Raw genomic sequence first — 15257 nt, forward strand, 5'->3', positions numbered from 1 at the left:
ATAAATAGGCTATAACATATTGAGTAAACAAAAATGCCAGCAATAACGCTGGCATTTTTTATACTTTAACGATTATTTTGCTAATTTTTTAGCAAGGTATAACCAAGTTTCAAGTACTGTATCTGGGTTTAGTGAAACAGAATCAATTCCCTGCTCTACTAACCACGCAGCAAAATCTTCATGATCTGATGGACCTTGACCACAAATACCAACATACTTTCCTTTTGCTTTGGCAGTTTGAATTGCCATAGAAAGTAGTTTTTTGATTGCAGGGTTACGCTCATCAAATAAATGGGCAATTAATCCTGAGTCACGGTCTAAACCAAGCGTAAGTTGCGTTAAATCGTTTGAACCGATTGAAAAGCCATCAAAATGTTCTAAAAATTCATCAGCAAGTAATGCATTTGATGGAAGTTCACACATCATGATTACTTTTAAGCCATTTTCGCCACGTTTAAGACCATGTTCTTCAAGTAATTCAATAACACGTTTACCTTCTTCAAGGGTACGTACGAATGGGATCATGATTTCAATGTTGGCCATATCCATGTCGTTACGAACACGTTTGATTGCTTCACACTCTAGTGCGAAACAGTCACGGAAATCTTCCGAAATATAACGTGCTGCGCCACGGAAACCAATCATTGGGTTTTCTTCTTCAGGCTCGTATTGTTGTCCGCCAACTAAGTTAGCATATTCATTTGATTTAAAATCAGACATACGAACAATTACACGCTCTGGTGCAAATGCACAGCCTAAGGTCGAAATACCTTCAACTAATTTAGCAATATAGAATTCAACCGGTGATTCATAACCTGCAATCATCTGTGTGATTTCAGCTTTTAACTCATCTGTTTGAGCATCAAAATTTAGCAATGCTTTAGGATGCACACCAATCATACGGTTGATAATAAATTCAACGCGCGCAAGACCAACACCTGAGTGTGGTAAGCGTGCAAAATCAAATGCACGATCTGGGTTACCAACGTTCATCATGATTTTCATTGGTAGTTCAGGCATTTTATCGACACGTGAAGTGAGGATTTCAAAATCTAAAATACCTTCATAAATAAAGCCAGTGTCGCCTTCAGCACATGATACGGTTACTTCTTGGCCTGCTTTAATTAGGTCAGTTGCATTACCACATCCTACAACTGCTGGAATACCTAACTCACGGGCAATAATTGCCGCGTGACATGTACGACCACCACGATTAGTTACAATCGCTGCAGCACGTTTCATGATAGGTTCCCAATCTGGATCAGTCATGTCGGTTACTAAAATGTCACCTTGTTGAACTTGATCCATTTCTTTAATCGAATCAAGTACACGAACAACACCTGAGCCAATTTTATGACCGATGGCACGTCCTTCAACGACAACAGCACTGCTGCCATTTAGTTGAAAACGCTCCATAACATTCGTATCTTCGTTTGAACGAACTGTTTCAGGGCGAGCTTGTACAATGTATAGCTTGCCGTCATTACCGTCTTTTGCCCACTCGATATCCATCGCGCGGCCATAATGTTTTTCGATGATCACAGCTTGCTTTGCAAGCTCTTGAACTTCGGCATCGGTAATTGAGAATTTATTTGAAAGGGCTGCATCTACATCTACGATTTCTACTTGTTTACCATGCGCTTGATCGGCAGAGTAAATCATTTGAATCGCTTTTGAGCCAATATTACGGCGCACTACAGATGGCTTACCTTTAGCAAGTGTTGGTTTATGAACATAAAATTCATCAGGGTTTACTGCGCCCTGTACAACCATTTCACCTAGACCATAACTTGAGGTGATAAACACGACATCTTCGAAACCTGATTCAGTATCAATACTGAACATAACGCCAGACGATGACTTATCAGAACGTACCATGCGTTGAATACCCGCAGATAATGCTACGCCGCGATGATCATAACCCTGGTGAACACGGTATGAAATGGCACGGTCATTGAAAAGCGATGCGAACACATGCTTGATGGCGACCATTACTGAGTCGATACCACGTACATTTAGGAAGGTTTCTTGTTGACCTGCGAATGATGCATCAGGCATATCTTCAGCTGTTGCTGATGAACGTACTGCGAATGAAACATCGTCTGCTGCATTGCCGTGGAGTTGGCTGTATGCGTCGCGAATTGCTTGGTCTAAATTAGGTTGGAATGGGGTGTCGATAATCCACTGACGAATATCAGCGCCGACTTTTGCTAGTGTATTTACATCTTCCACGTCCAGTGTGTCTAAAATGTCGTGGATCTTTGCATTTAGTCCTGATTGCTCAAGAAACTCATTAAATGCGTCTGCGGTAGTAGCAAAACCACCTGGGACTTGTACACCAGCGTTTGCTAGGTTAGAAATCATTTCGCCGAGTGAGGCATTTTTGCCGCCAACACGAGGAACATCTTGCATACCAAGCTCTTGATACCAGAGAACGTATTCTTGCACGGATCTTTCTCCAAAAAAACAAATTGTAGTAATAACTGTGAGAGTTAAGAAAGAAAACCTTCTAAAAAGGTCACCTTCATTCTACACTGGCAATAGACCTTACGTAAACCGTAGGGTGGCTATTTTAACTATTAAACGTAATAAAAAGGTTAATATGAGAACTGCATTTTATATTTCTGACGGTACAGCTATCACTTCTGAAGTATTTGGCCACGCCACTTTGTCATTATTTCCCGTTGAATTTAATCATAAAACTATCCCTTTTGTTGAAACTGAAAAAAAAGCGAACGAAATAAAAGCATTGATCAATGCAACGGCACAACGCGAAGGCGAAAAACCATTGGTTTTTTTTACTTTTGTTAATCACAATTTAAGTGAAATTATTCGCTCATCGACCGCCGTTACTTATGATTTCTTAACTACATTTAGTGAGAAAATTGAGCAAGAACTAAAAGTAGCGCCTGTGCCTAAAATTCATCGTACTCATTCAATGCATGAAAAAAGTTATGACTTTAGAATTGATGCCGTGAACTATGCGCTTACTAATGATGACGGCGCTAATATTAGTAACTATGCTGAAGCCGATATAATTTTGGTCGGCGTAAGCCGCAGTGGTAAAACGCCAACTAGTTTATATTTAGCGCTACAGTATGGTATTAAAGCAGCTAATTACCCTATCACTGAAGAAGATTTAGATTCGGGTAACTTACCACAGTGCTTAGTAGCCTATAAGCATAAGCTGTTTGGTTTAACGATTGATCCAGTCAGGTTGGCTGATATTCGCCAACGCCGTATGGCTAATTCAAAATACGCATCACTTAAGCAATGTCGAATCGAAGTACGCGAAGTTGAAATGCTGTATAAAAAACATAAGCTGGCGTATTTAAATTCGACCCATCACTCTGTAGAAGAAATTTCCGCTAAGATCATTTCTGATACTAACCTTGAGCGACGTAAGTACTAACTTCAATATAGCTAATTATAGTTACACAAGGTATAAAAATAATATCGGACATTAAAAAAGCCGCAGATGCGGCTTTTGATTTTTTGGACTAACTCTACTTACGTGCGTCTTTTAATAAATCTGCAACTAAGAAGCCAAGTTCTAATACCTGATCAGCATTTAAACGTGGGTCACACTGTGTGCGATAACGCTGTGCTAGATCGTCATCAGATAATCCGTAAGCACCACCAGTACACTCAGTAACATGTTGGCCAGTCATTTCTAAATGAACACCACCTGCATACGAGCCCTCAGCTTTATGAACTGCGAAGAACTGGCTGATCTCACGCAAAATATTGTCAAAGCTTCGGGTTTTATACCCTGATGTCGCTTTTTCAGTATTCCCGTGCATTGGATCAGAACTCCAAATTACTTTACGGCCTTCTTGTTGAACGCGACGTACTAAGGCCGGCAACTTTTCAGGAAGTACATCAGCACCCATACGTGTAATTAATGTTAAGCGCCCTGGGATGTTATCTGGATTAAGCGCATCAATTAAACGAATTAAGTCGTCAGGATCCATTCCTGGGCCAACTTTTACCCCAATTGGATTTTTAATACCTTTAAAGAATTCGATATGTGCATGATCAAGTTGGCGAGTACGTTCACCAATCCAAACAAAATGTGCTGAGCAGTCATACCAATCGCCAGATAGATGATCACGGCGAGTAAGCGCTTCTTCATACCCCAGTAATAACGCTTCATGAGAGGTGTATAAATCAGTCTCTTTAAGGCTTGGTGCAATTGTTGAGTTAATACCGCACACTTCCATAAACTCAAGCGCATCTTGAATCTTATCCGCAAGTTGTTGGTATTTTTCTTTAAGTGGGTTTGCTGCAACAAAACCCATGTTCCAGCGATTTACCTGATGTAAATCTGCAAGTCCACCTTGTGCAAATGCGCGTAATAAATTTAATGTTGCTGCACTGTGATGATAAGCCGTCATTAAGCGTTGTGGATCGGGAATACGCGCTTGTTCAGTAAACTCAAAATTATTTACGATATCACCACGATATGAAGGTAAAGATACCCCATCAATGGTTTCTAAATCTGCTGAGCGTGGTTTAGCATATTGCCCTGCCATGCGCGCAATCTTAACTACAGGGCATTTACCGCCATAAGTTAGTACGACTGCCATCTGTAATATTGTTTTAAATGTGTCACGAATATTAGCGGCATTAAAGTCACTAAATGATTCAGCACAATCACCACCTTGAAGTAAGAAGGCACGGCCTTCACAAACGTCTTCTAGTTGTTTAAATAAACTACGGGTCTCTTCTGCGAAGACCAGTGGCGGTGCACTCTTTAATTGGCCTTCAACAGTTTTCAGCGCTTCTTGATCTGGATACTGTGGCTGCTGAAGTATTGGGAGCTCTCTCCAGCTATTTGGGTTCCACGACTGCATATTAATTTCCTCATTCCTACATTTACCTGATAGATGAAAATTAACGTATGCAGTGCCCCTGTTCAAGGACTATATTCGCTAATTATCAATTATTTAGTTATGAGATAAATATTATTGATGATTTGCACTGTTCTGCCACCTTTTTATTTTTTAAAATATGCACAGGGTATTGTTTAACTTATTAATATAAAACATAAAATTAAATAATACAGCGAGACCTTAGTAAATAAATTAAGTGCCTACTCTACAACTGAAAATAAGAACACATCATACTTAAATTGCAATGCTATGTAACCTTAACTTTACAGTTGAAATTAGATTATTTTTTATATCAAATGGCTGAAGTTTAAAATATGTGCTAAGGGTGCTGAGTAATAAAGAGGTATACCTAAATTAAATGAAATTCAGTTCGTCTCATGTTGCTTGTAACTACCTTGTTTGATTCATGTTGGCACGTATCTCAAATTACTGATAGTTGTCAATTCAAGCCTGAATGACACTGCAATTAAATTAAGGCAATAGTATGTAATTGTAAAATTCGAGCGCTGGTTTGACTCCAACTCCTATACATCTTATTGGCCTATTTCTCAGCGTTTATACCTGGCTTAAACTAGATAGGTTTAGCAGCTTGTTATCACTGTAGTTCAGCTCTTTAACTATATCGACGTTTGCTTAAGCTTAATGGTTATAAAGTCTTTATGCGCTGTTTATCTTTGTGCTCATAGCCATAAACTTACTACTGCAACTGCACGACTGATATTTTTTAGCTAATGAACTACCCCGCGCCAAGGCTTTTCGCTTAGGCTCAAATTCGCTTCGCGAAGAGGGGTATCTTAATTAGCCAGAGGTCAAAAACCTTTACGCCGCGAGCGGCGGGGAATAAACCCGAAGAGATTTAAATTAGATAATCCCCTTAAGCAAAATTGAAATAGTGTGCCTATAACTAATTTATAGAATTGGTCACATCAATAAGCTCCCGTAAATTATTGCATTGATATACCAGTATCCATTGGCAACTGAAAACTACAATAGAGTTAGTCCTCACCCTTTAACTACACAACTTATACTTGAGGTAAATACTTCTATCGCATCGGAGATTATGCAATTGCAGCAACATGATGTACTTAATCATCAGCTCAAAGGCAATATTTAAACATACTTATTTAGAGATGATCGAACTTTTAAGTTAGAAAAACTATCAACCTATCCGTTATAAGATCCTTACCAAGAGTAAAGAACACATCATACTTTATTGGTTTATAATATTTACTCTGCATCGAGTGAAATTTGGCAATAAATAAACAGGTGATTGTGCGCTGCTTTGTTTTTAGTTTAACTGCGGCTATGGTAGACTATTATCATCTATATTGTATGATGTGTTCTTATGGTAACTAAAGTACAAATTCGCAGTCAGTTCGATTTACTTAGTGATTTAACTAATCACTTTATTGATGATTTAATGCAATGCGATTATTCAAAGGCTGATTATTATCAATTGCCTGATATTGATAGTAACGATGAAAAGATAGTCCCTCAATCGATCAATGTTACGAAAATTACAGGTGCTACGGGCCAAAAGTTGATTTTAAATTCATTTAACGATATCTATAAAAAATCAGGCTTAAGTAGTCGTGTTTTAAAACGTCACCCTGGGTTACTGGTAATAAAAAATGCGGATCAAAAACAACTTGTTGCTCGAATTCAACAATTAAATAAAGCAAAAGCTGCATTTAAAGAATGTATTCTAGCCATTGATAATAATGATGCTCGCTTTGAAGCGGTTCATAATGCGATACCAAATTTAATAACACTCGCCGCGTACCGTAAAATTCATTTTGAAGTAAACTCCCCTTTTTCAGTTCGTTTTACCTGGATGCACAAACACGCGACTAAAACACTGACAAAAAAGATGGCACTAGCCATGCTCGAAAAATCAGCCGGTTATTCCAATCCTAGAATGATAGATCAACTCAGTTGGCAAACACTCGTTGCTCAAGAACAATTACGTGTCGCTAGTTTAGGAGATAAAGATAAATTACGAATAAGACGCCCAACCCGCGTTAGCCCACAAGTAAATGTGAGATACACCGCGCAAAATCGTTATCATGTTAGTGCCGCACTACCTTTTATTTTGATAAACCCTGAACCGGATGTAAAACTAGGTACGTTATCAGATTATCAAAAACCACAAAGCCATCCGCGTAAACGAGAGTATGATTTTCTTGTTGATAGATTATATTTGGAACAAGTTGATAAATAATTATGTTAAAAAGGCCGCTTTATAGCGGCCTTAGTCAGAATGAGCTTAAGCGGTAAGTTAATCTTTAACTATTTCTTCAATTTTATCTTCGTCGATTAAAACTGCATTTTCAACTATGCGTTTACCACCTTGAATTTCAATACGTTTGTTATGCTTATTCAAAGTAAGTATTTCATCACAAAACTGATCTGAAGGATGCATCTCGTATGTATAATCTACAATGTTGCCAGTTTTATCATCTTTAACATTAGTAATGCTATATTCTGAAATAGCACCTTTTTCGATAAGATCTTTCATCGTAGTGGTCATATCACGACGCAATGCTTTTAATTTATTTTCAGTGATATCGTCAGTTGAATAGATTGAGCCATATTTTTCCATGATAGATAACAATCTAAAATGATATGTTTTTCCTGGTGCCGCATAGCGCCAAAGATGATAAAGACGCAACATCATCCAGCGAGATAATCCGCGCTTTAATTCTTGCGCGCTATTGAAATAGTAACCTTTGTATTCAAGGTTATCGATCATGTTATGGACAAACGCATTCAAGCACGCAACACATTTAACATTACCGCCCTGCCCTTTTTTACCACTAAAGTGCAAAGAAGAAAGAAAGTTCATATTTGATTCGTAAAATGAATCATCAATATTGGTATTTTTAGTATCTGTCGCTGAATACTTAAACGATAGCTTAGAACCTTGCAGTGCTTCTAATGCTTCTTTGATTTGTGGGTAAGGCATTGATTGCCCAACAGCTTTAAGTTCTTGCGCTAATTCGTTCATCGAAAAAACCACGGCATATTGAATACCGGACTTAAAATTGATTTTAACAATTTTACCTTTAGAAGCTAAACGGATTAATGCACGTTCTACTTTTTCTTCACGATCTGATGGCCAAACTAAATATTCAACATCTTCACCGTCTTTACGGGTACTTACTACCGCTGGAGTAATTTTAATTTCACCATCATACAAAATGCCATCCACTTTTTCGGATATTTTTCGAGTAATAATGGTTTTTTTAGGCGCTTCTTCGAGTGGTAATTTTTTATGGCCTGAGCGAACAAAACGTCCCCACAAATCATAATGATTAAAAGTATTCGAATAGGCCCTTAATCCATGCGCTGCATTTTCTAATGAAACCCGCACATCTTTATTGTCTGTAAATAATGCGAGGCTTTCGTTATCTATTGCACTTTCCACCCCGTGGATCTGACCCCGTAATGTATCGGGTAAGTTATCTACCGAGATGTTGACCTTTCGGTTCATTGTTCTTATTTCCAATTTTATTGCGACAGCTAATAACAACACATTAAACAGAAAAAGTTAAATGTTTAAGTTAGTACAAAACTGATCTGGGATTAAAATATATGTTCAGATCACTATTTTACTAAGTAACCTTAATGATCTTGATTTTCAGATCAGTTTTTTACTAACACTACGGTTATAAGTCTAAATTTTACTAACTCACGCATATTTTTGTCCGTCTATTTTTGTTTTTTAACCAAAAATACACGACATAAATCTAATTTTTACTAATGCCTGTGGATAATCATCGAATCAGTTAGCATAGATCTGATCTATACCTACTACAGATCAGATCTATACTAATTGAACAGCCTATTTATCCCGATCGTAAGTGGATAAGTTCTTAATTATCTTAGTAAAAAACTGATCTCAACAGCGGTTTTTGTGCGTAAACCTGTGCTCAAACTGTGCATAACTTAAGTCTCAGATTCAGAGTTAGTAAAATTACGATCTGTCAGTTACTAAAGATCTGATCTTAACCAAGTATAAACCTGATCCACTTTTTTTACTATTATTTATATATATCAACAATTTAGATGTGTATTTTATGCCCTTAACCTTTACTACCTTATATATTTAACCACCTTTAAACTTCTTTATTTATACTAAGCAATTTTAAAATTACAAATTAATTCTAAATGTCTTGTTATTAAAAGCCATGTCGTCATAAATAGTTGTTTACAGTCAATTGAATGGACATTATACTTAATACCTAACTTTGAGGAATAAAGTATGTCAATTCATAATAATGCGCTATCCACCTATCGGCTTTTAAAAGCAACTGCAGAAGTCGCAGAAAAATCATTAGCAGGACGTATTCAGCATTATCGTGCCCACTTAAAATCTGAAGAAAAAGAGCTTCGAACTTACACTCAAAAAGCAGCAGCAGATCTATTAGGCTGTAACAATCGTACCTTAAAACGCCGCCATGACAATGGTGATTTTGATGAGCTAAACATTAAACGCGGTGCTAACGGCCATTACGCTTACACCTTGGTAAATATATTTGCTATGGCAGATATAATGGATATTCAGCCAGATCACCGCAATGTTGACGATAAATTACAAGTTATTGTTATTAACTCTCTAAAAGGCGGCTGTGGTAAAACAACCAGTATGGTAAATATTGCTGCAGCCCTAGCTACGACAAACATTAAACGTTACCGTATTGGTATTATTGATTTAGATCCGCAAGGGTCATCATCGAGTTTTTTCCCACCCAGTGAACCTGAACCGATCACGGTCGGTGATTTAATGCGAGATTGCATTGATTTAGATCCAGATGAAACTTGGCAGCAACTTGTTACAAATGCTTTTTTGCCTACGCATATCCCAAATATACGCATTTTGCCTTCTGGTATGGATGACTTTTACTTTGAACATGAAACTGCAACGTTGCTAAAAGATAGTTCAAGTTATGAAAAAACCCGTCATTACCATAAACTATTAGAAAAAGTGATTGATCCGGTTAAGGATCAATTCGATATCATTTTAATTGATACAGCTCCATCTCTTAACTTCATGTTTTATAATGCTTTAATGGCATCTACGGCAATGCTGATCCCGGTGCATCCTGAAGCCGTTGATTTCGATGCTAATAACAAATATTTAAAACGTTTAGGCGAGATCTATCATACCGTTGCATCTTTAGGTCATGAAGGTTGGGACTTTATGCAATTTTTAGTAACTAATTACGTAAAAGGCAATCATTCACAGCGTGACATCGTTAAAGATGTACGCAGTGCATTTGGTCGTCAGGTAATGAGTTACCCAATTAACCATAGCTCAGCAATTACAGCGAGCTCTTCGTCATTCAATACTATTTTTGATCAAAAAACATCTGATAGTTTAGCAAGTAGAGAATCACTGATCAGAGCTCAAGAAAATATAAAAGATGTTGTTGATGAATTAGAAATGCTGATCCGTTCAAATTGGCAATCAACACAATCTCAATTGAATGAAACTAAGTAAGGTAGTTAACAAAAAATGGCTAAAAAACGTAAAAATGACACCAGCTTAGACCCTTTTGCTACTTCAATTGGTAATAGTAATCTTGATGAATTACTAGAACAAGCAAACGCAGGCGATGTGATCAAAATGCCTGCACCAAGTGATCCTAATCGTCAGATCACACTCGTTTGCAAAGTGATCCCGCATGCTGAAATAGAAAGTACCACCAAGGTGTACGCAAAAAATCGTCGTGTTCAAGTGTTACTCAATGAAAAGTCTGTCGCAGATATACTCCCTGCAATAGCCGAGGATGGTCGTAACCAACACCCCGCCTTATGTTGGGACAAAGGTGATGAAACGCTGGTATTAGCCGGCTCACGTCGTCGTATGGCATGTATAATCGGCAATGCTGACTACATGGTTCTTAGTTCGAGTGATTTTACAGATTTAGATGCTAAGATTTTAGCGGTATCGTCAGACCAATATATTGCCCCGAGCCTCTGGGAACTTGGCCAAGCATATCAACAAACAAAAGATGAGTTAGTTGCACAGGGAAAAAAAGGCTCTTACCGTGAAGTAGCCGCCATTGAAGGTGTATCGCATACAGCTATTGCTGATGCAATTAAAGCCTTTGAGAAGCTTCCTGCTGCTGTACTTGCCCTTTATCCAACAGCGAATCATGTTGGCCGTGAAGTAGCTAAAAAACTGATTGCAGCAAAAGAACGTGATGAGCATAGTTTTAATCAGCAAGTAAATCATTTGACACACGATAATAGCTTAGAAGATATAATTGGTGATGATAAGCGTGCAATGGCGATCACTAAATTGCTTACCGCTGAGCCACAGTCAGCTCAACGTCGAGAAGCACTACTAGAAAATAATTATATCAGCTTGCAACGTAATTTAAAAAGTGGTGATTTATCAATCAAAATTGATAATAAAGTGATGACTGACAAGCGCTTAGAACAGCTAACTAAGTTATTAAATGCATTTAACTAGTTAATAAAAATCTGATCTGAAGGCTTTTTTTGTTAGTAAAATTCTGATCCCAAACTGTGTTTTGTTAGTAAAATAATGATCTGAAATATCAATAAACCTTACTATTGAGCTCATAGATCATTTTTTTACTAACTGATTAGCTATATTTTTCACTCTTACCGCTATTTTTTTATACCTTAGTAAAAATGTGATCTGTAAACGCGCTTAATTATTAACAATATGTTTATAACTTGTGGGTTTGTTGTTGGTTAGTTGTGTTTAACTATTAAATTCAGCTGTTTTTGTATTGAGATCATTTTTTTACTAACTTATCAGCTCCAACCAGTCTTTTTAATCATTTTAATGCTTTAGCTCGACGCCGATAAATCATATACTGGTAAAATTATTTTTATTTTTTACTGCCCTGAGCAATATGTCTGCTAACTTATCTAAGAATGACCTACTCGCTATTTTTGAAGAGATCAAGCAAGAGCAAGCGACTCAATTTCCTTTATCTGAACGATTTATTAAACAGCTGTTTAAGCCTCATGTGCTCAGTAAAGCAAAAGAGTACGTAGCAAATGGTCAAATTAATTGGTTAGAGCATAATCATGATTTCTCTGTCATTGATGCCTCGGTGTTTGGAAATCAAGGCAGTACTTTTACCCAACACATAGAGATAAAGAAGTTAGCCAATGGTTTTGCAGTTGATCGACACTGTTCATGTAATGCCAAAACTAACTGTCGCCACTTGGCTGCTGTATTGTTAAAGCTGAAGATTGATCATTCTGGTGATTACGGCCAAGACTATATAATGAATGATTGGTTTGAAGAGCTAACAACACTTAAGCAAAACCAGTCAGCACAAGCTAAAAATGTACTTTTATTTGTGCTTGATGTAGAAAACAATCGGGTTATTTTAACACCAAAAATTGCCGCTTTCTCTGCAGAACATCAGTATACCCTCGGTAGAAACCTTACTGATCAGCAGCTTAATAGTTTTGTAACACCATCCGATTTACTCGAAACTGATTTTCGTTTATACAGTTGGATCCGTTCTCAAAATGCACTTGGTAATTTAGAGCTTAGAGGGCAATGGGGATTTAACGCATTGCAGCAGTTGATTGCTTCTCAGCGTTTGTTTTTTGGGCGTTCTCGTCAGTCGATTAAAGCTGATAGTGCTGAAGATCTGAGTTTTTCGTGGTCACACAAAAAAGATCTTATTCAATTAAATGTAAGTTTAACGGGTAAACAATCCTGGTTCTTACTTAAAACCACACCACCAACTTACCTTGATACAGAGTTACTACGCATAGGCCGTTTACGTACGCCACTAAGTGGTGAAGAAGTTGCTCATATCAGAGCGATCCCAGCCATTCATACTGCTAATTTTGATCGTGTCTATAAGCAATTAGCTGCAAATTTTGGTGACGGTGTAATACCCCATTACCAATTATCTGAACGTAAAAAAATAAAACGGGTAGCAGATACTTGCGCGGTTATTGATGTTAGTAATAGCAATAACCAATTAAAGCTTACGCTTACCTTTAACTATCAAGATGGTAATTACGCTCCAAACTCAGCACCAGCAAATATTCTCAATGCATCGCTTGAAAATACCGTTATCACAGAGCTCACAAATTTAGGCTTTGAACTATGTAAAGGGGCTTTACAAAATGAGTTTGTTTTTAATAAACAATCAGTTATTCATCAGCATTGGTTTAAATACGAGGTTTTGCCTAAACTTCGTCAGCGTGGTTGGAAGGTAACTGATAAAAAACTAGTGATAAAAAAATCAATCACTAATGTCAGCTTGGATGTTAAACGTGGTAAAGGTCATCAAATTGTTAGTAAAATAATGATCTCAAACGCTAAAGCTGCCACCGTATTAGCAAACGATAATTCAGAATTTCAATCACTTAATCGTCAAAGCGAACTTTTTTATTATTATGCAAATGGTAAACAGTTTGGAGTAATAACAAAACCAGCTTTTGATACGCTTACTGATTTTAAAGATCGTTTTGAGTTTATAAAAACACGCGATGAATTACTTATACCTTTATCATTTTTAGTGCATTTAATAAAGATGAGCTGTTTTGCGGTTAACTTAGTCGACGACAGCTTAGAGTCTTATTTAGCTGAGCTAGATGCACCAACTACTGCCACTACAGTGTTACATGGCTTGAATGCGGGCGTGCGGCTTCGCGAGTATCAACAGCAAGGCGTTCAGTGGCTACAGTTCTTAAAACGCCATCAGTTAGGCGGAATACTAGCCGACGACATGGGATTAGGCAAAACCTTACAAGTTATTGCATTTTTAGCTAACGCACGGCAACGAGAGCAAGCAGGCCCAACGTTAATTGTCTGCCCAACGAGCTTGGTAAGTAATTGGCAAAATGAAATGGCTAAATTCGCCAGTAGTATTAAAGTGACGACCCTATTTGGTAGCGCGCGGATTGAGCAATTACAACATTTAGCCCAGGCAGATTGCATTCTTACTACTTATCCATTACTCAAGCGTGATATCGCTTACTACTCACCGTTGTATTTCGAGAATATTATCCTTGATGAAGCGCAGTATATAAAGAATGACAGTGCGCAAGTATCTCGTTTAGTTAAGCGTTTAAATGCTCAATTTAACTTATGTTTAAGTGGTACACCGATTGAAAACAATTTATTTGAATTGAAATCATTGTTAGATTTTGCAATGCCTTCCTTGCTTGGTTCACAGGCTCATTTTAAGCAGCATTTTCAGACTCCGATTGAGCGTGACGCTGATAGTGATCGTGCTAAAGAGCTTAAATCACTGATCTTGCCTTTTATTTTACGTCGAACTAAAGCTGAAGTAGCACAAGAGCTACCACCGAAAACAGAGTTGATTAAAGAGTTTGAATTCGAAGCACAGCAAAAAGATATTTATCAAAGCATTACTGATTCTCTAGAAGAGAAAATGGTCGACCTGTTTGCTTCCCAAGGCGCGCAAAAGAGCAAATTAGCCTTTTTAGAGGCGTTATTAAAGTTACGACAAATATGTTGTCACCCGCGTTTGATTGACGAACACACCTCAGCTAGAAGTGCAAAACTTGACTGGTTGAGTAGCCATTTACCAGTAATGTTAAGTGAAGGTCGCAATATTATTATTTTTAGCCAGTTTACTTCTGCATTAGATATTATTGCGCAGCAGCTAGCATCGTTAGAGATTAATTACAGCCTGCTTACAGGGCAAACACGTCATCGCGATAAAGTGATCGAAGAATTTACCAGTGGTAAAACGTCGGTATTTTTGATCAGTTTAAAAGCTGGCGGTACAGGGCTTAATCTTACTCAGGCGGACACTGTGATCCATTTCGATCCTTGGTGGAATCCAGCAGTAGAAAAACAAGCGACAGATCGTGCTTATCGAATCGGTCAAACAAATCCTGTTTTTGTTTATAAACTGATAATGGCGAATTCAATTGAGCAAAAAGTATTTAAAATGCAACAACATAAGCAAGCGCTTGTTGATGCATTATTTACTGAAAAATCAATGAGTTTTACAAAGTTTGACGAACAACAAATGCTTTCTTTGATAAAAAGTTAGCATTATTTCAAATTAGCCTGATTTATTTTGAACTAAATTAGCGTGAGGGCGTCTACTTCTTTGCTTGTTGTTGAATTGCAGTTTACACAAGCATCATTGTTGATTTCCCCCTATTTGGTTACTAGTTTTAGTAATGATTGAGCCAGCCCATTTTGAGCTGGCTTTTTTTATGCCTGCAATTGGGAGCCGTTGCATTATTTCAATAAATTTAAATTTATTTTTGAACTAAAGTAGTTTGAGGGCGTCTACTTTTATGCTTGTTGTTGAATTGCAGTTTACGCAAGCATCATGTTGATTTCCCTATTTGGTTACTAATTTTAGT

General features: G+C 37.5%; 8 protein-coding genes. 5 read left to right on the forward strand and 3 right to left on the reverse strand.

All coding sequences use genetic code 11. The annotated features are described in order from the left end of the window. Positions 1-72: 72 nt before the first annotated feature. The gene (gene ppsA, locus PVK79_RS10485) at positions 73-2448 is read right to left on the reverse strand and encodes a phosphoenolpyruvate synthase (RefSeq protein WP_149980298.1); all 2376 of its coding nucleotides are present in this window, start codon (positions 2446-2448) and stop codon (positions 73-75) included. Positions 2449-2602: 154 nt separating this feature from the next. On the opposite strand from ppsA, the gene ppsR reads away from it, so the two are divergent. Then, positions 2603-3412 (forward strand): posphoenolpyruvate synthetase regulatory kinase/phosphorylase PpsR, encoded by an 810-nt coding sequence (ppsR, locus tag PVK79_RS10490; protein ID WP_149980299.1) that lies wholly within the window; start codon positions 2603-2605, stop codon positions 3410-3412. Between the two features lie 94 nt (positions 3413-3506). Here the strand turns inward: ppsR and PVK79_RS10495 are convergent, their stop codons facing one another. Further along, a complete protein-coding gene (locus PVK79_RS10495) occupies positions 3507-4856 on the reverse strand; it encodes a class II 3-deoxy-7-phosphoheptulonate synthase (RefSeq protein WP_145239021.1) in 1350 nt (449 codons plus the stop codon). Positions 4857-6240: 1384 nt separating this feature from the next. On the opposite strand from PVK79_RS10495, the gene PVK79_RS10500 reads away from it, so the two are divergent. Next, positions 6241-7116 (forward strand): DNA replication terminus site-binding protein, encoded by an 876-nt coding sequence (locus tag PVK79_RS10500; RefSeq protein ID WP_145239018.1) that lies wholly within the window; start codon positions 6241-6243, stop codon positions 7114-7116. A 57-nt stretch (positions 7117-7173) separates the two neighbouring features. Here the strand turns inward: PVK79_RS10500 and PVK79_RS10505 are convergent, their stop codons facing one another. Continuing rightward, the gene (locus PVK79_RS10505) at positions 7174-8388 is read right to left on the reverse strand and encodes a replication protein A (protein ID WP_145239015.1); all 1215 of its coding nucleotides are present in this window, start codon (positions 8386-8388) and stop codon (positions 7174-7176) included. A 771-nt stretch (positions 8389-9159) separates the two neighbouring features. Here PVK79_RS10505 and PVK79_RS10510 point away from each other — a divergent pair. The 3 genes from PVK79_RS10510 to PVK79_RS10520 all read left to right on the forward strand — a co-directional run bounded on the left by PVK79_RS10510 (position 9160) and on the right by PVK79_RS10520 (position 14935). Then, positions 9160-10398, forward strand: a complete 1239-nt coding sequence (locus tag PVK79_RS10510; RefSeq protein ID WP_145239012.1) for an AAA family ATPase — start codon at positions 9160-9162, stop codon at positions 10396-10398. A 15-nt stretch (positions 10399-10413) separates the two neighbouring features. Continuing rightward, the gene (locus PVK79_RS10515; protein WP_257326680.1) at positions 10414-11376 is read left to right on the forward strand and encodes a transcriptional regulator; all 963 of its coding nucleotides are present in this window, start codon (positions 10414-10416) and stop codon (positions 11374-11376) included. 412 nt (positions 11377-11788) lie between these two features. Further along, positions 11789-14935: a DEAD/DEAH box helicase gene (locus PVK79_RS10520; protein ID WP_257326682.1), complete on the forward strand. Its 3147-nt coding sequence runs from the start codon at positions 11789-11791 to the stop codon at positions 14933-14935. Positions 14936-15257 lie beyond the last annotated feature (322 nt).

Origin of the sequence: Pseudoalteromonas rhizosphaerae (assembly GCF_028885455.1) — a bacterium.
Lineage (GTDB): Bacteria > Pseudomonadota > Gammaproteobacteria > Enterobacterales > Alteromonadaceae > Pseudoalteromonas > Pseudoalteromonas rhizosphaerae.